We start from the raw sequence: 18087 nt of genomic DNA, 5'->3' as shown, positions 1-18087 counted from the left end.
TTCAAAGGAATTTCAGTCATCAAATGAGAATGTCTTTATTACAAACAAATATTTTTCAAGTTTCGCTATCCGCTTCCGCTACATTCTTTACAGTTTATCACAACTATTTGTGCGCAAGACACGAAGCCTGGGGAAGTAACTAACGCCAGATAAATAGGAGGCTTGCAGCCCATCATTTCCCTCCAGGCCGTGGCTGCAACAGACAGCCTGGAGATGTAAGAGAGCACGCAAACCTGGTGGAGAGTCAATGGACCACCTGTAACACGATACGCCCACGCCCATGGCCAGTCTCACTGAGAGCATGGGCACGACTTGCCTCATCCAGGGAAAAGGTTTGAGCAATCGTGGTTTTGACCTGACCTTCAACCATCAACCTGGCAATAGTTTGCAGGAGGTTGGTGGATGGGAAAGGAAATGCTGGAGAGTTGAACATCGCACGAATACCATAGCGCTCGGCCTCTTGCAGAGATGGTTTTTCAAGGAGGGAGACAAGGATTCCTCCACGTTTAACAACCTGCATAGAACGTTGAAGTGTCTCGCCTCCCAGCGTGTCAAGCACCACATCAACATCCTGTACCACCTCCTCAAAGCGGGTCTTAGTGTAGTCAATAACGTGGTCCGCCCCCAGGGAACGTATAAACTCTCTGTTGTATGATGATGCCGTTGCGATGACCTCTGCACCTTTCCATTTAGCAAATTGCACTGCGAACAAGCCAACACCACCGGCGGCCGCATGAATCAAAATCCGTTGACCTGCCTGGAGTCCAGCACTTTCAAAGAGCGCCGTCCAGGCCACGGTTGCGCCTCCTGAAATCGTCGCTGCCTCTGCAAAACTAAGCTTCTCTGGTTTAAGGGCCAGCGTCTCTAGCGCGCCGGCCGTATACTCGGCATAGGCTCCGTTATTGGTCCGACCAAAGACAGCCTGTCCTTTCTGGAATGCTGTCACTCCAGGACCAACATCTTCAATAACTCCAGCAATAGCGCTACCCGGAATATAGGGGAACGTGGCCGGACGCGTATCCTTAAAAAGTCCCTGGCGCATTTTCCACTCAATCGGCAAGACGCCAACAGCATGTACGCGCACGAAGGCCTCACCTGCCTGTGGCGCTGGACAGGGAATCGCTTCCAGTTTGAGCTGTTCCGGCCCTCCATACTGATATACCTGGATGGCCTGCATCAGCAGTTTTGACATAATAGATTATCCTCTTTTCTTCTGTTCGTTTTTCTATCGAACTGTCTTCTTGCTATCACCGCTCAAGTATAGGAGAGCATGTATATTGCTGTGACTGTCCAAAAGCAGGAATATTTCCTGAACAAAAGGTCAGGAGAGGCAGACTTTTATTTATTAAATATATCATTTTTGATGCATAGCGATATTTCTCGTCACATATAAGAGTAGGTGATATTTGTAAAATTGGCGAGGAAAATATGAGACAAGAAGAGACAGGTGACCAGAAACACCATTCATACGGTGACTATGCTGGAGAGATGTATACATATAGACCAACTCGGGATGGACAGAAACTAACAGATGAATATAACCCGGAGTTTGCTAACCTTCAACGAAATAAGAGTAAACCTAAAAGCTCATTGAAAAAAGTCGCAAGACCTCACTCACGCATCCTACCAACACTGTTTTCTTTATGTACACTGGCTTTCATGTTCAGTTTATTACTCCTGGGGGGCCTTTTTCAGGTCAATAGTAGCAGTATGGGTGGACTATTCTTCGCATTTATTGTAGCTTGTATCACCATCACCTCTATCCACAATTCCTTTAATAAGACCAGCATAAAACTGCAACAACAGTCGATGCCCATCCCCAGTTCTTTACAGGACACCACCAGTATTGCGGTCGTCTCCAGCACTTCTCCCCCGATAGCAAACAAAGCTGTCACGATCATCTATCAGGGGGCAATGGCTGCCAATGCTACCAATATCTTAATGCATTGGGGCTATAACAACTGGAACAGTGTCACAGACACGCAAATGACAAAACAGTCAGATGGCACCTGGCATGCGCTCATTGCTGTCCCATTCGCTGCGACATCCTTAAACATGACTTTTTGCAACCAGAGCAACCAATGGGACAACAATAACAACAACAGTTATCAACTCACTGTCCTGAATATAACCAATAATCAAGATTGCTGATATGGGCTATGGTTCGCTAAAGCTCATTAACACCCTGATAGAGGTACACAATTGCCGTTATTTGAACATCCACCCACAAATTGGACCACAAAAACTCTTGCAGATGCGTTGGATATGGTAGATTTATAATGGTATTTTTCTCGCTGCAATCTATTTTTTGTGATTTAAGGAGATATGCATGCAAGCAACCGATGGATCAAGTGCGCGTGGCTTTTACATTGGCCTGGCCATTGGCCAGATATGGCTTTCGGTGATCAGCACCACATTTGTCTCGATTCTCTGGAGTTTCGGTCAAAATCCTATGCAACCTTGTTTCTGGTCAACTCACTGAAAATGTAGCCTAGTACACCCCATTTTTTACAGGATCAACATCGTACTGATGCAGTCTCTCTCAGGCCGCCTCAGTACAGCGTTTCTAAATACCTGATCCAGGACATCAACTGAACGCTAATCTCTGGCATTCAAAGCCAGCATATCTTCTCAGAAAACCTCCTCTTTCATCGCCCACATTGCATTACTCACCTATTTATAGCCTTTCATCGCTCGATTGACTTCTATCATTGTTTATGGTATTCATGCTATGAAACACATTTCGATAAATAATAGTTGTGATTACACATTTGATGAACTCAGGAGGTGCATTTCCTTTATATTCTTCTTCTGTAACCGGCTGCTATATGATTAGCGATACCCGATTGGCCGAAGCGCTTCCTTCTTCTGAATGAGGGAACGAGGTTCCTAATTTAATCTTAAAAGCTTTCAGGCACTGGATAAAGGAGGAAAAGCCATGGACTCAAGCAAGTTTGATGCACTGACCAAATCGCTGGCCACTAATACATCTCGTCGGCAGGCCCTTGGTATATTATTCACAGGTACACTGGCTGGTATCCTTGGTTTAAGTGGCGCGGGTACAGCGCGGGCGGCTTGTAATCCTAATGGGGACCACTGTAGCAAGCAAAGTGACTGTTGCTCAAATCATTGCATAGGTGGCCCGCATGATCCCCATTACTGTACTGCACTGATTGGTACACACTGCAAGACCAATAGTGACTGCTGCGGAAAATTGACGACAGCCCAATGTGGCATGTCTTGCTCCAAAGGTCTCTGCGCTTAGTACGCCAAAGAGAGCGAGCCCCATAGCGGGAACTCGCTCTCTTTGCTGATGTTTCTGTACACACCTTAGGCATTCATGTCGACCCAGGTGGCACCTTTCTGCGAGCTTTCAACAACTTTGCTGATGAAAAGCATGCCGCGCAGACCATCGTAAACAGTGGGATAGCCACCAAGTGGCTTTTCACCGGATTCGACGCGGCGGATGTCGGCAATGACCTGTTTGTAGACGTTGGCGAAAGCCTCATAGAAGCCCTCGGGATGGCCACCAGGCGTACGGGCGGCGGCTTTGGCTTCGTCACTGGTGTATGCGGCGTTGGTGCGATAGATCTGGGTGGGCTGGCCCGGCTGCTTGAAGAGCAGCGTGTTGGGCTCCATCTGGTGCCATTCCAGTCCCGCACGTGTGCCATAGACACGGATGTTGAGGTTGTTTTCTTCGCCGGCCGCGATCTGCGAGCAGGTTAGCAGGCCTTTGGCCCCGTTCTCCAGGCGCAGGAGCATATTGGCATCATCATCCAGTTGACGACCAGCAACAAAGGTGCTGAGATCGGCACTCAGAGAGGCAATCTTCTGACCAGTAATGAACTCGAGCAGATTTTCAGCGTGGGTACCAATATCACCAACGCTACCAGCAATACCAGACTTCGTAGGATCGGTTCGCCAGGCAGCTTGCTTGTTACCGCTGTTCTCCTGGGAATCCATCAACCAGTCCTGGATATATTCAACCATAACCTTGCGAATCTCGCCAATAGCTCCACTGCGCACGAGGTCACGGGCCTGGCGCACCATCGGATAACCAGTGTAGTTGTGGGTTACGGCAAAGATCAGGTTACTTTTCTCGACCAGGGCCACTTCTTCCCTGGCTTCTTCAAGGCTGAAGGACATTGGTTTATCGGAGACGACGTGGATGCCATGCTGGAGGAAAGCTTTAGCTACAGGATAGTGCATGTGGTTCGGGGTAGCCACCATCACAAAGTCAATGCCGTCGGGGCGCGCGGCCTCCTTCTCAGCCATCTCTTCATAGCTGGCATAAGAACGGTCCAGGAACCAGGCTTTAGCCGATTCCTCGGCACGCTGGGGATCGGTAGACATGGCGCCAGCGACAACTTCCGCCTGACCATCCAGTTCTACCGCCACACGGTGGACTGCGCCGATAAAAGAACCTTTGCCACCGCCTACTATGCCGGCTCGTAATCGTCGATTAGCTACGTCTCTGCCCATGAAAATGTTCTCCTATCTTGTCTATATCTCGCCGTATCTTTTATGCCAGGCACACACCAATCCTACATCTCAAAAGGGGTCAGTGTGTGCCTGCTTTAACACCATAATCTTGAAGATCATGGCACGTTAGCGATCTTCACTCCAGTCATGTTTACCAGGATTGAGTGGAGCCGGGCGCTTGCACTGGCTTGTGAGTTCGATGTGCTTGCCCTGATCGGAGGCATCGTTGAAGGCCTCCATGATGTCTAGGACATGGTAGGCCAGCGCACCGCTGGCGCGATGAGCACGACCGGAGTTAATAGCATGTACCATATCAGCCAGACCTATACCACGGCTATTCTCAGTATACGCATGCGTGAGAGGTAACTCGCGCCACTCACTATCCTGGACTGTACGCACCAGCACGGGTCCACCGAAGGTATTGGGATCTGGAATGACCAGGGTTCCCTCGGTACCATAGATCTCGATACGGGGCAACTGATGGGACCAGACATCAAAGCTCATGATAATTGTCCCGACAACTCCACTTTCAAAATCCATCACGCCAGCAATATGGGTCGGGGTGTTCACTTTGATCATCGTACCATGTTTCGGCTGGCTGGTAATCATACGCTCTGGGAACGTGATGCGGGATGAACCGGTTACACGACCCACAGGTCCAAGCATCGAGATCAGCGCGGTCAGGTAATAGGGTCCCATATCAAACATAGGACCAGCACCTGGTTGATAGAAAAATTCTGGATCCGCATGCCAGGACTCTGGACCGTGACCGAGCATAAAGGCTGTGGCCGCGACGGGCTCACCGATCAAACCCTCGTTGATAGCCTGGATGCAGGTCTGGATACCACCACCCAGGAAGGTATCAGGAGCACAACCAACGCGCAAGTTTTTAGCTCTGGCAGCCTCAAGCAGGGCTTTACCCTCTCCGCGATGGATGCCCAGAGGCTTTTCGCTATATGTCGATTTGCCCGCCTCTATAGCCGCCAGACCGATCTGGGCATGTACCTTTGGAATCGTCAGATTCAAGACCACATCAATATCCGGATCCGCCAATAACTCTTCTACCGTACAGGCTTTTGGTACATTATAACGCTGTGCCTGTGCTCGTGCACGCTCTAAATCGATATCTGCGCATGCAGTAAAATTCAAAATATCAAATTTGCTGGGAGCTTCTAAATAGATGGAACTGATCTGCCCACATCCAATAACGCCGACATTGGCTTTACTTTTCATAAATTTTAAGACTCCTCTTTTTATACCCGTCGCAACGAGATGGCATTTAACACCCACTAGAGTTTATGATAAACATGATATCATCTAGGAAAAGGTTTTCCAAGCCAGAAAAGTAAATAGTTATTTTTCTGGTCACTTATCAATAACCATCAGCATGATTGAATGGAGACATCTCTCTGGATACACTATGTCTGAGCGCACCACGCAAAGCCCCTGTAGTTTCGTGGCTTGCCCACGATTTCTCTCTCATCACACGCACCAGGCTAACAACGTAATTGTGATGGGCGAAGACGCTCGTCTTCGCCCATCTCAAAATTATTGTGAAAGCCAGCTACGAATAGTGCGTGAAACGAGTTCCGGTGTGTCATGTTGGATAAAGTGACCGGCATTGGGCTCTGTAACCAGGGTGTAGGTGTTGTCGATCCATTGCCAGGTGTTGTTGAGAGAGCCGGGCAGCAGAAAGGCATCCTTCAGACCATGGAACTGTAGGACGGGAGCCTTGACTTTGATGACGGGCGAAGGGTCCTCTCGATAGGGCTCGTGGGGATAGTTCTGTTTATAGAATTGCAGCATGCCTTCGATGCTTGAACGCTGGAAAGCTTCCAGGTAGTGTGGGCGGGCCTGTTCGTCCTTGATAAAACCAACCAGCACTTCTGGAGTAACCTTGAGGTGGGATCCTTCTTGCTGGAAATCGCGTGCGTACTGGCTATTCTGCCGCTGTTCAGGATTGGTCACCAGCTCATGAGCCATATTACGTGGATGCGGCAGATTTAAAATGATCAGTTTCTCGGTTACGTCTGGATAGTGCATGGCAAACTGCCAGGAGACCGCTCCACCCCAGTCGTGACCAACAATGATCGCGCTCTGCTTTCCTTGCGCGTTCACGACCGCTTTAACATCACCGATCAGATGTTGCATTTTATACTGCTCTCCATCTGTCGGCTTGTCACTCAGATTATAGCCACGCTGGTCCATTGCCACTACCTGATATTCATCCGCCAGCGCGATCATCTGATGTCGCCATGAATACCAGAAATCAGGAAAACCATGGATCATTACGATCAATGGTCCATTCCCCAGACTGGCATAGTGGATCTTCACCCCATTATTATCCGCGTAACCGTGCTGCACATATTGCTCTAAATTCTCAGGGGTTATATTTTTAGTAGATTGTGTCATATGCTCTACTTCTCCTTTAGGTATTTTTCCCGAATAACGCTTGCCTGTATTATAATACCACGTGTGCCAGAAACTATTTTGACGGGAAAAAGCAAGTAAGCCAGTCACAATTGATACGACTGGCTTACTTGTAGAGTAATCTAGGTATGACTAGCTGGCGCTACTAATTGGAAGCACGGTGGCTGTGATGGTTTTGAGGATCCCACCACGGACGATGTTGAGGCTGATGCTGTCGCCAGGAACTTTATTCGCGAGTTGCTGGCGTAGTGTGGCAGCGCTGTCGATGGGCAGGCCTTCGATGTCGAGCAACAGGTCACCAAGGAAGATTTCTTGTTGCGCGGCGACGCGCTCGACGACGCTGACCACAAGCTGGCCCTGTTCACGTCTGGCTGGCAACTGCGACTGAATGCTTTGCGGCAGATCGGTACGTTGGAGTCCAACACCCAGAATACCTCTGGCTTCAGGCAGACTTGTCAGCCATTCACTCACGACATTACTGGGGATGGAGACCGAAAGGTCACCACCAAAGATCATGGCATTGACGCCAACCACATGGCCATCGGCATTAAGCAAGGGACCACCCGAGTTGCCAGGTGCCAGCAATACATCCGATTTGATGTAGGGAATACTGATGTCCTCGTCTATCTGGCGGGTGCTCATGCTACTCATGATTCCAGCGGTAACGGTCCAGCGCTGTCCCCAGGGATGACCGATGGCAAAGACCCATTCACCGACGCGCAACTTTGCGGAGTTACCGGCTTGTAGAAAGGGAAGCTCATCAGCATCTACTTTGAGCAAGGCCAGATCGAACTCTGGCTGGCGGTGCAGCACCTGTGCAGGTAGAGTTCGACCATCGACAAAATGTACCTGAATACCAGCTCCATCTTTAGGAACCACGTGGTTATTGGTAATAATCTGCCCATCTGGCCGCCAGACGATGCCGGTACCACCTCCACGCTGCTCATTGCGCACCTGGACGATGGCGGGTCGTGCCTGGTTGAACATCTCGGTGAGGGCCGACGAAAATACATCTGGTAGCGGATAGGAAGACTGTGTGGATGGTGTTGTTGATTGTGTCATGTGGAAAAACCTACCCATTCTTTTTATATATCAGGAGGAAGAAGTGTGGAACCAGTTCTTCTTCCGCATACCACGCGTTGACTAAAACATTCCATGTGTGTGATGAACACGTATTATCCAGTGCCTACCTATTTGCGTTGTCCCGGGGTAATCGAGAGGGTCTGGATCGCATCGCCACGAATGACTTCGACCGCTAATGCCTGACCAACACGCTCACCGGTCAGGAGCAATTGGAGATCCTCGGTATCACTCACCGTGTGACTATCCAGGCTGACCAGAATGTCACCGAGTAGCAGGCCACCTTTTTCAGCCGGACTATCCTTCTCAACATTAACAATCAGGAGTCCGTGTTCCTGTTCACGGCCAGCACGCTGGGCTTCAGGTAGATGAACAAGCTGGCTGCTCAGACCAAGGTAACCACGCTTGATATATCCTTGCTGCGCCAGGGCATCCACAATCGTCTGCACCTGGGCCATCGGGATTGCTAGCGGAATACCATTGGAGAGTCCAGTGGTCAATATGCCAAGCACGGCTCCCTGGGTATCCACTAAAGGACCACCCGAAAAACCGGGATACGGCGTGGCATCTGTGCGGATATAGCGCTCCAGCACACTACCCTGTCCGGTACGTACCGGACCACCGAGAGCGCTGACAATACCGGAACTGGCCATCGGTCCATCTTCCGAAGGACGCCCTACAGCCAGGATCAGTTGTCCAACACGGGCTGGCTCACTGGCCGCTACGGCTGCCAGAAGGTTCAGGTCTTTAATACGCAAAAGCGCCAGATCAGTCGTTGCATCACGACCAACCAGGGTCGCTGAGAACTCGGTTTGCTGGTGCGATTGGATTTTTAAGTCATTCTCACGTTCTAGTATATGACTCGCTGTAACGACAAGATCAGGTGCAACCACCAGACCACTCGCCGATTGGCGTGAGCGACCATGCACAGTCACCAACGATGCATTCACCCGCTCAACCGCATCCGCCATCTGATTCGAGAGTGAACGTAACAATGACGGATCGTACTTCGTGTCTTCCATAGTAGAAGTTTTCCTTTGGACAATTATGAACAACAATTGATCGTGTATGCATACTATACGCGATGGCTGACCAGCTTACATCGCCAATTTCACCAGGAATTTACCTGGAAAAATTGACAGGTGAGGTTGATTTCTTCCCCTGAATACGAAATATCATGGCTTTAAATAGCTTGAGCACTTGTCCGGTACTTCGAACAAATTGTTGTACTTATCTTAAATTGAGAAAAAGCAAGCAAAAAATAGGAGAGATAGATGACATTAACAACAGGCGTCTGGCCATGGGTATGGTTCAACCTGTTTGTGCTGGTATTACTGGCCTTAGATCTAGGTGTATTCCATCGCAAATCACATGCTGTTTCAATCAAGGAGGCGCTCATCTGGAGCGTCGTCTGGATCTCGCTGGCCTTGCTTTTTAATCTGGGACTGTACTTTGTCAGCGGCGGCGAGGTCGCTTTACAGTTTCTCACAGGTTACTTGATTGAAAAATCGCTGAGCGTGGATAACATCTTCATCTTTGTGCTGCTGTTCAGCTATTTCAGCGTTCCGCCTGCCTATCAACACCGCGTGCTTTTCTGGGGTATTCTTGGTGCTCTGCTAATGCGTGGTGCCCTGATTGGCGTTGGCTCGGTGCTGATTGAACAGTTCCACTGGATCATCTATCTCTTTGGTGCCTTCTTGATCTTCACCGGTATCAAAATGGGCGTACAAAAAGAATCCGAGGTACACCCAGAAAATAATCCATTGGTCAAGTTTGTGCACCGCTTCTTGCCGGTCACCGAGGGATTCGAGAAGGATCATTTTGTGGTCAGGCGTAATGGACGTAAAATGATTACGCCACTGTTGCTGGTGCTACTGGTAATCGAGACTAGCGACCTGCTCTTTGCGGTTGACTCGATCCCTGCCATCTTCTCAGTGACCACGGATCCTTTTATTGTCTATACCTCAAATGTTTTCGCCATCCTGGGCCTGCGCTCGTTGTACTTTGTGTTTGCCAACATTATCCACAAATTCTACTACCTGCAAACTGGCCTGGCCGTCATCTTATGTTTCGTTGGAGTCAAGATGCTTTTGCCCGGCTTACTCCACATACACATCCCGACCTATGCCTCGCTACTCTTCATTGCGCTGGTACTGGTCATCGCCATTGTGGCCTCGGTAATCCGCTCACGCCGCCTGGCAGGGACCAGACAGGGAGATGTGGAAAGGGCAGAAAAAGTCTAGCTCACCAGAGTTGTACAGGCAGGCCTGTACCATGGATCTCTATTATGGAAGGAGCGCCGCTCTATGTATGGACCAGATGAAGATCAACAGTTTGCCGCACAAAATACGCTAGCGGGTCCTTCCAGACCTGATCCTCCAGCTAAAAGGTCGCTCACGTCTGGTATCATCGCCATTTGCGCACTCCTGCTAGCAATTGTCTTTGGCGGAGGCATGCTGGCGGGCTGGCAGTTCGCTGATAGGGGAATACTCGGCGACCTGCAAACAGGAAATGCCGCAGGACCAGATGGGGATGATCGCGAAGCGTTACGTGAACAGGTCATTGCCAGTGTTGAACCAGCAGTAGTGCAAATCAATGTCAGTGGCTCCAGCAATAATAGTGTCGGCTCAGGTGTAGTCATCGATCGACGCGGCTATATTATCACCAATAACCATGTGGTGGAGGGCCGACAAAGCGTCCAGGTGGTGTTCGCAACCGGACAGGCCGTGATGGGTAGCCTGGTCGGCGGTTCAGCGGCCGAGGATCTGGCCGTGGTACAGGTTGATCCTGCACAGGTCAAGCTTTCAGTAGCCACGCTGGGAGATTCCTCAAAGTTACGTGTAGGCCAGGATGTAATGGCGATCGGGAATCCACTCGGGATTACACAGACAGTCACTAACGGCATCATCAGTGCTCTGGACCGCAATGTAGCTAACGGCGACAATGGACAGATGCTGTCCGGCGCAATTCAGACGGATGCGCCCATTAATCCTGGTAACAGTGGCGGGGCGCTGGTAGATATGCATGGACAGTTGATTGGCATCCCGACGCTGGCAGCCATCAATCCTGAAACTAAGACGCCAGCCAATGGTGTTGGTTTCGCCATCCCTTCAAACCGTGTCAAAGTTATTGCGCCACAATTGATCAAACATAGCAAAATGAGCTAAAAAAAATGCGACACAAGTTGCGCATTGACGTAGCGATCCTCACAGTGTTACGCTTAAACATATTAGCGCCAGCAAAGGATGCATGGCGCACTATGCATTGGAGGATTAGCATATATGGCCTTATCATCAGTTATTGTCCGTCCGCTTACTACTCAGGAGGAAATGGAGCAGCAGTTCATCTGGTCTGATCAGGCGTTTTCAGGAACCCCCGATCCCACCAGGGCACGGAACAGAGGTCAGCAGGCCTTCACACAGCCGAATTTTATGTCACGGCAATTACGTGGGGCTTTCCTCAACAATACACAGGTTGGCGGCTATGCACTCTATAAATGGACTTTACGTATGGGTGCAGCGCGTATCTCTACGGCCTGTATCGGCTCGGTTGTAGTCGATCCTGCAGCGCGCAAACAGGGCGTCGCCAGTGCGCTGATGCATGATGCTATCCAGATTGCACACGACGAGGGTCATAGCCTGCTACTACTGGATGGTATCCCCAATTTCTATTATCGCTACGGCTATACCGATGTCTTCGATGTAACTGCCTATGATATCAATCGTGCCGCGATTCTGGCCCATGCAGGAAGTGATTACACGGTCCAACAGGCCACACTAGAGGATGCTCAATCCATTCGCGACCTGTACGAGCGCCGCCTGGGCAGTTACACTGCCAGCTTTGAGCGTTCACGTGAGAAACTGGAAGCACTGCTACGTGACCGTTACAGCCAGAATACGATCTTGCTCGCACATTCACCTGCCGGAAAAGTCGAAGGCTATCTGATCGCCTCTCGTGAGCCAGCCGCTACACATACGCTTGAGATCGCAGCGGATAACTGGTCCGCGCAAATCGCGCTGATGCAGGCCCATGTACATCTCACCGATGGACCCGAGGCTCCAGCGAGCCATATCTATTATCTACCACCCACCTCGGATGAACTGTATCGCAGCATTGATCAACTGGAAGTACCGGATACCTCCCACTGGGAAGATCCTTCCGAGGAATGGGGAGTGCGCGGTTCGCAGTTCCATCATCGCTTTGCTGGTTGGATGGGGCGCATTGCCCACTTACCCACGCTCTTCAACGCTATGCTACCAGAGCTTGAGGCTCGCTGGCAACGTTCGCTCGCTCACTGGTCAGGCGAAATCCACTTTGCCATTGGCGACGAATACGTTGCCCTGAATATCACTGGTAACCAGCTCCGGCTTAGCACAACGCCATCTCCATCAGCGATTACGTTCCAATGCTCACCGCAGCACCTCACCCAGCTGGTTTTCGGCTACCGTCCAGTCTCATGGATATTCACACAGCAGCCCCAACAACTTTCCAACGAGGTCCTGTCCGTGCTCAACCAACTCTTCCCTGCCGGGCACACCTGGATCAGCACCACCGACAGATTTTAACAACATGCCGTGTGCATAACTTTGAGCGATGCACACAGCCAGCGGAACCAGACTAAGGTACCTTTACATTCACAACTTCCCAGCGCTCCGAAAACGGACCCTGCCATTTGAGTGTAATGGTACCATCACAGGTTTTTTCCTGACCGGCTAGCCGATAGACAATTGGATAGGTCACCGTGCCATTTCCCCAGTGCGGATCTTTTAACCAATATTGCTCAATCGGTGCACTTAACACATAGTCGTTAAATGGTCGATCAACCTGACCACAAGCTGGCGTTGGTGTTATGGGATTAGATCCATACATATTATTAATAGTTCGCCAATCCTGAATGACCAGCACTGGTTGCCTGGTATAGATAAACCCCCAGGCACTTCCAACCATTACGGCAAATAACATACTTATCAGTCCCAGGCGCAACCAGACAAAAGTAAAGGAAACATGGATAGTCGGTCGATCAGCGACAGCGATCACATAGGTGCGTGCCACTCTATCCCCCAGGCGTTGATAATTTGGTGACATGCGTGCCGCAATGATTCCCACGATATACCAGTTAGGCCACGCATCCACAAGGCGTACCACATTGCGAATCAATGCAGCCCGCACCGATATAGGTCTACCATGGATATCCACCACACACACCCCCACTATTGTCTTTCCCAGAGTCGTACTAAAAAGAGCCTCCTGCACAAAAAAATACACCACCACGCACGTCAACAACCAGATAGTGTCAACCACCGGTACTGCCGAAGCGATATACCCCCAGCCACCTCCATATACCACCTCATGAGCGTTTTTAGCATCCGGGATATACCCAAAAATATTATTCACCCAAATCTGAATATAGGAAACGGCAATCATATCAATGATGCCAGCACCCAGCCTGCGTAGCTGCACATATCTATTTTGCTCTACCCGGTCCCTGGGTAAAGTGGAGGAAACATTCGAGTTCATATATGGATTCCTTCCCATTGCTGATTATGCTCATTTTAAATGAGTATATACACATTACTAGCATAAAATACTCGTAACAATTATAGACAGACGTACATATAGCATATTTATCAAAAGCTTTTAGTCCTGATAACTATAAATGCCGTATCAATCTAGTATGATACATACGGACATAGTAAACGTATTGAATACTTGTATAACATATTATTAATATTCATGAATTTATCTATCCATAATAGCAAATAGGTCACCTCAAGCACCACAAGCATATGCTAATGTATTATGCTCTATGCAGGGATAAAATTCTTATCCCTGCACTACTGAAACACAAAGGAATGAACTCATATGTTATCCTCTTTTCTTGAACGTGCTGGCAGTCGACCGTGGTATGGGCGGGTGATCTATGTGGTTGCTTTTATTCAGGTGCTCCTGGTTGGACTGAGTGTGGTGGTTTCACTGACCACGAGCGAGCCATTTGATCAGCCGCAGTTTTCAGCGTTACTGGTCATGCTTCCATTACTGGGGTATCTGGCATTGGGATATTTTGCGCAGAAGAATGAGCATAGCGCCAGCGAACCATTACGCATTGGCACGATGTTTGGCATCGGACAAGGTATTATTCTGGGGCTACTGTTGATGCTCCCGTTACCATTTACGGCTTCGACGGTGGTAATGGAGGCGTTGATTATGCCGGGTATGGCAAGTGGACATATGATGTCCCATGGGCCACGGTCCCAATCCCTCCTGCTGCTGGTTATCCATGCCGTGCTCAGCCTGCTCAGCTATGGTGTCTGTGCTTTCTGGGTCACTCGACGCACGAATTCGGTTGTTCAGGGATATATCAGTGCCTTGCTGGCGGCTTTTATCTCGGCATTGATAACCTCGGGCGTGGTTGCCTTGATCTATCATGCTCCCCTTGTGGTGGGGGCACAGCCACCAGACAACTCCCTCTATCAGGCCTTCCCGCCAGATGGCTCATTCCCATTTCCGCTCAATTATCTGGCCAGTTATTGCACCTGCGTAGCCGCAGCCATCACCGCCCTGCTCTCTCAATTCATTTTTGCCTTTATCGGCGGCCTGCTTGGTATCATCTGGAAACGGCCACCCCAGACACACCTGGATCTGCCTGATAAATGAGTCAGACCACATATCCACCATAAAATGGGCCGTGCCCTCTCCACTCATGTAAAGGGCACGGTCACTACAACGCCATTCCTGGACTATGGGAGGTGCGTTACTGATTCATCCCGTCCATCCCGTCCATCTCTTTCAGCTCTTTTGTTATGCACTTGCAGACAGCCTTGATAAATTTTCTCAGCCTGTAATATTTCTCCATTGTCATGCCATCAGGCCCATCCAGGGCTGCATAGCCAGCGCCGCCGATAACTGCGTCCAGATCAGTGTCTGTTAGTTCTACTATAAATTCACTGGCTTCTGGTAAACAGACACTTGCAAAAGTAGGTTTTTTGTTCAACATGTAGCTCAACCGTACCTTTCCATCAATGCTTAAGCTTCAACTTGTAGGCGTTACATGGCTTGAAAACTATCGACAGAATAGTAGTACGCTAAAAACGATTAGCAGTCAAGTCAGCATTTCAAAACTATTTACAAATTTTCGCTAGCTTGCGTGGCCTTTGCTATATTTTTAGCTATTTGCAGTCAACTAACGGGAGAGCGTATTCAGCATGTCTGAGTAGATATAGGCAATCTCCATATACATTTCCAGGCCGGATCACCTCATGGGCCTGCTTCATCCTGCGGACAGGGCTGGTGCGCAATTATAACATCCTGTGCAATTTTATGGGCAAGCGAAGTTTCACATCACAAGCATTCAACATGTTCAATGAGTTTATCGTATTTTACTGGCAATTATTCTGTTAAAGAAGAAATAGATAATTTGTGTGATCTCATCTCACTTTAATCTTCTTCCATACAAATTCCAAAGCTAGCTCAAATTAATTGCTTGATTGTTGATCACATTCATATACTGTAAAAAGATAGCATGTACACTCAAAAAGATTTAAAGCCAAACTGAGTTACCACCTCCCGACATACAAGCTTGATGCGATTGGAGATACCTTTGAAGAAATTTCCTGAAATCACTCTTTATTTCTGGATCATGAAGATTTGCGCTACTACCCTGGGGGAAACGGCGGGCGACCTCTTATCCATGACCATGAATGTAGGTTATGCACTGAGTTCAATTATTTTGATCAGCCTGTTTTTCATCGCGCTCATCTCACAACTGCTCTCGAAGCGCTATCACCCATTCCTGTACTGGACTGTCATTCTTGCCACCAGCACAGCCGGCACCACCATGTCAGATTTTATGGATCGCACGCTAGGGCTGGGCTACGCGCGGGGTTCACTTATTTTGTGTACGATCTTGCTAATCATTTTTGCCTGCTGGCGTCTGAGTACAGCGTCATTATCAGTCAACAACATCACAACCTTTAAAGTTGAATTAATCTATTGGACGGCCATCTTATTTTCAAATACTTTGGGCACCGCTCTCGGCGATTTCCTGGCCGATGATTCCCATCTTGGTTTCGCCGGAGGTGTACTCTTCATCTCAATTTTACTGGGACTCATCATCCTGGCCACTTTCTTCACCACCATCTCTAAAACCCTCTTATTCTGGCTTGCCTTCGTCCTCACGCGTCCATTTGGTGCCACTATGGGAGATCTACTGACCAAAACAAAAGTAAAAGGTGGGCTTGGTTTTGGCACGATTGGATCATCCTTGATCCTCGCATCCATCCTTATACTATTTATCCTCTTTACCCGCCGCTCACCCATTGTCAACATAAACGATGCGCACGAAATATGATGTTATTCTCCCGTATTTTCTTACGATATATTTTTTCTTTCATATAAACTGCTAAACATATGTTTCACAGGAAAAATCGCAATACAGCCAGATCTTTCCTCAGGACACTCAGTTGATGCAGTGTATAGCGATTAGCAGGACGCTTTTGTAGGCTCCTTGCCAATGCACGCACATTAATCAAAATACTGGTAAAACAAAGAGACTGTTCATAGTTTGATGGAAGCGGGATGCTCTCTCCATAGCCTTCAATGAGTCCTGGCAATACTAGATCGGGCAGAGCTTCACCATCACGCATATGGAAATGACCCAGATCGTACCAACGGTTGGTTCCACGAATCTCCCCAAAATCGATAATGCCAGTGTATCGACCATCTTGCTGATAAATATGAGTTGTATCAAAATCTCCATGCGCCAGGTAGCTCTGCTCACAATCCAGCCAGGCGTCGTAGTGGGCAAGAATATGCTCAAGGAGAGTAATCTCTGAAGCATGGAGGGTGTCTCTCGCCAAAAAGGCCAGATCTGCCTCCCAATATTCAAGCGCAAAGGTGCGGTGCGTCAACCATGGCGCTCGCAGAAGCTCTGTATCTGGCTGCTCACGTGCAATCCAGCCAAAACCATCGACAGGCACGCCATTGATATATGCCAGATCTTGTCCTGCTTCCACAAGAATAGCGTGCATTTCCTGCTTGTCCAGGAACCCAGATTGGCTGATCGAGCGACCCTTGATTTCGGTGGTAACCATGATTGACCGCTGTAACTGTTCATTATAATGCTCAAAGTAGATCACCTCTGGCACCTTAACCTGCATCTGCCGCAGACGTGTATGTACAGCGACCTCAGGAGCAAAACTTGCGTTTTCTTCTGGCAAGATACGTAGATAAAAGAGCTCATTTGGATAGACAATGCGATACACAAACGTAGAAGAGCCTTCAGCCATCCGCTCTACCTGTATTGGCTGCCTGGAAAAGATCTGGTTGACCAACGTCTCGAGTTGTAGCCTATCAATAGGTTCTAGTGGCACTGTTTCTCCTTCGAAAATACAAAACATCAATAAGCAGGCTTGAGTTGCGTGATATCTAGCCAGCCATAGCCGACCTGCTGTAAGGTTACACCTTTGATCTCATAACTTCCTAATCTCACCTCAAACCCGCTCCAGGGGTTGGTATGGTTCTGGTGGAAGCTCGATGCGGATCGGATCATGGGGGCGCACTGCACCGCCGATGAGTACAATGCCCATGATGCCAGCTTTACGGATAAGATTACCGTGCTCGTCACGCCCGAGGACCGCTGACATCAGTCCTGGCTGAAAGCGGTCCAGTTGGAGACAGGGATTACGCAAGCCGGTCACTTCAACCACGGCATGCTCGCCCAGATGCAAGCGCGTGCCAGTTGGCAGAGCCAGTAGATCAATACCCTGCGTGGTAATATTCTCTCCCATCTGGCCCGCTGACACCTGGAAGCCGGAAGATTGTAATTCAGTGTGGAGTTCGGAATGGATCAGGTGAACCTGACGCAGGTTGGGTTGGGTCGGATCAATCGCCACACGTGAGCGATGCTGGACTGTCTTACCCAGATGTGTGTCTCCCTCAACCCCTAAACCTGCCATGAGGTGGATGCTTTCGCGCTTCGGCTTGCTAAAAGTATGTTCTGGATTACGACTTACCGCGACCACTACGCCACCGGCAAATTCCTTTTTATTTTCCATCAAATATCTTCCTGATATTCATCCATAAAAACATGCGCCAGAA

General features: G+C 49.1%; 18 protein-coding genes. 8 read left to right on the top strand and 10 right to left on the bottom strand.

From position 1 onward, the window contains the following. Positions 1-244: 244 nt before the first annotated feature. Positions 245-1192 carry an NADP-dependent oxidoreductase gene (locus tag KDW_RS26840; protein ID WP_151758986.1) on the bottom strand — a complete coding sequence of 316 codons (948 nt, stop codon included), beginning with the start codon at positions 1190-1192 and terminating at the stop codon, positions 245-247. A 236-nt stretch (positions 1193-1428) separates the two neighbouring features. Between KDW_RS26840 and KDW_RS26835 the strand changes: the two genes are divergently transcribed. From KDW_RS26835 to KDW_RS26830, 3 genes are all read left to right on the top strand, one after another. After that, on the top strand, positions 1429-2151 hold the full coding sequence (locus tag KDW_RS26835) for a carbohydrate-binding protein (RefSeq protein ID WP_151758985.1): 723 nt from the start codon (positions 1429-1431) through the stop codon (positions 2149-2151). 178 nt (positions 2152-2329) lie between these two features. Beyond that, a complete protein-coding gene (locus KDW_RS32020; protein WP_162005647.1) occupies positions 2330-2482 on the top strand; it encodes a hypothetical protein in 153 nt (50 codons plus the stop codon). 456 nt (positions 2483-2938) lie between these two features. Next, positions 2939-3265, top strand: a complete 327-nt coding sequence (locus KDW_RS26830; RefSeq protein WP_151758984.1) for a hypothetical protein — start codon at positions 2939-2941, stop codon at positions 3263-3265. 65 nt (positions 3266-3330) lie between these two features. Here the strand turns inward: KDW_RS26830 and KDW_RS26825 are convergent, their stop codons facing one another. From KDW_RS26825 to KDW_RS26805, 5 genes are all read right to left on the bottom strand, one after another. Then, entirely contained in the window at positions 3331-4482 is a 1152-nt protein-coding gene (locus KDW_RS26825) for a Gfo/Idh/MocA family protein (protein ID WP_151758983.1), read from the bottom strand. A gap of 126 nt (positions 4483-4608) precedes the next feature. Next, positions 4609-5715 (bottom strand): Gfo/Idh/MocA family protein, encoded by a 1107-nt coding sequence (locus tag KDW_RS26820; RefSeq protein WP_151758982.1) that lies wholly within the window; start codon positions 5713-5715, stop codon positions 4609-4611. A 315-nt stretch (positions 5716-6030) separates the two neighbouring features. Continuing rightward, a complete protein-coding gene (locus KDW_RS26815; RefSeq protein ID WP_151758981.1) occupies positions 6031-6894 on the bottom strand; it encodes an alpha/beta fold hydrolase in 864 nt (287 codons plus the stop codon). Positions 6895-7044: 150 nt separating this feature from the next. Continuing rightward, on the bottom strand, positions 7045-7974 hold the full coding sequence (locus tag KDW_RS26810) for a S1C family serine protease (protein WP_162005646.1): 930 nt from the start codon (positions 7972-7974) through the stop codon (positions 7045-7047). Between the two features lie 128 nt (positions 7975-8102). After that, positions 8103-9014, bottom strand: coding sequence for a S1C family serine protease (locus KDW_RS26805; RefSeq protein ID WP_151758979.1), 912 nt, complete (start codon positions 9012-9014; stop codon positions 8103-8105). Between the two features lie 252 nt (positions 9015-9266). On the opposite strand from KDW_RS26805, the gene KDW_RS26800 reads away from it, so the two are divergent. The 3 genes from KDW_RS26800 (at position 9267) to KDW_RS26790 (ending at position 12557) form a co-directional block, all read left to right on the top strand. Further along, a complete protein-coding gene (locus tag KDW_RS26800) occupies positions 9267-10235 on the top strand; it encodes a TerC family protein (RefSeq protein ID WP_151758978.1) in 969 nt (322 codons plus the stop codon). A gap of 63 nt (positions 10236-10298) precedes the next feature. Then, the gene (locus tag KDW_RS26795) at positions 10299-11159 is read left to right on the top strand and encodes a S1C family serine protease (protein ID WP_151758977.1); all 861 of its coding nucleotides are present in this window, start codon (positions 10299-10301) and stop codon (positions 11157-11159) included. 114 nt (positions 11160-11273) lie between these two features. Beyond that, positions 11274-12557, top strand: coding sequence for a GNAT family N-acetyltransferase (locus tag KDW_RS26790; RefSeq protein ID WP_162005645.1), 1284 nt, complete (start codon positions 11274-11276; stop codon positions 12555-12557). 52 nt (positions 12558-12609) lie between these two features. Here the strand turns inward: KDW_RS26790 and KDW_RS26785 are convergent, their stop codons facing one another. Next, on the bottom strand, positions 12610-13509 hold the full coding sequence (locus KDW_RS26785; protein ID WP_162005644.1) for an RDD family protein: 900 nt from the start codon (positions 13507-13509) through the stop codon (positions 12610-12612). A 345-nt stretch (positions 13510-13854) separates the two neighbouring features. On the opposite strand from KDW_RS26785, the gene KDW_RS26780 reads away from it, so the two are divergent. Further along, entirely contained in the window at positions 13855-14646 is a 792-nt protein-coding gene (locus KDW_RS26780; RefSeq protein WP_151758974.1) for a hypothetical protein, read from the top strand. A 97-nt stretch (positions 14647-14743) separates the two neighbouring features. Here KDW_RS26780 and KDW_RS26775 read toward each other — a convergent pair whose 3' ends face one another. Continuing rightward, entirely contained in the window at positions 14744-14986 is a 243-nt protein-coding gene (locus KDW_RS26775) for a hypothetical protein (protein WP_151758973.1), read from the bottom strand. A 603-nt stretch (positions 14987-15589) separates the two neighbouring features. Between KDW_RS26775 and KDW_RS26770 the strand changes: the two genes are divergently transcribed. Then, positions 15590-16339, top strand: a complete 750-nt coding sequence (locus KDW_RS26770) for a COG4705 family protein (protein ID WP_151758972.1) — start codon at positions 15590-15592, stop codon at positions 16337-16339. A 64-nt stretch (positions 16340-16403) separates the two neighbouring features. Here KDW_RS26770 and KDW_RS26765 read toward each other — a convergent pair whose 3' ends face one another. Further along, positions 16404-17360, bottom strand: a complete 957-nt coding sequence (locus tag KDW_RS26765; RefSeq protein WP_162005643.1) for a phosphotransferase family protein — start codon at positions 17358-17360, stop codon at positions 16404-16406. Positions 17361-17480: 120 nt separating this feature from the next. Continuing rightward, positions 17481-18044 (bottom strand): MOSC domain-containing protein, encoded by a 564-nt coding sequence (locus KDW_RS26760; protein ID WP_151758970.1) that lies wholly within the window; start codon positions 18042-18044, stop codon positions 17481-17483. Positions 18045-18087: the final 43 nt, after the last annotated feature.

It is taken from the genome of Dictyobacter vulcani (assembly GCF_008974265.1).
GTDB classification, from domain to species: Bacteria; Chloroflexota; Ktedonobacteria; order Ktedonobacterales; family Ktedonobacteraceae; genus Dictyobacter; species Dictyobacter vulcani.
The sequence above is the reverse complement of the archived record's forward strand: the minus strand, read 5'-3'. Positions and strand labels throughout refer to the sequence as shown.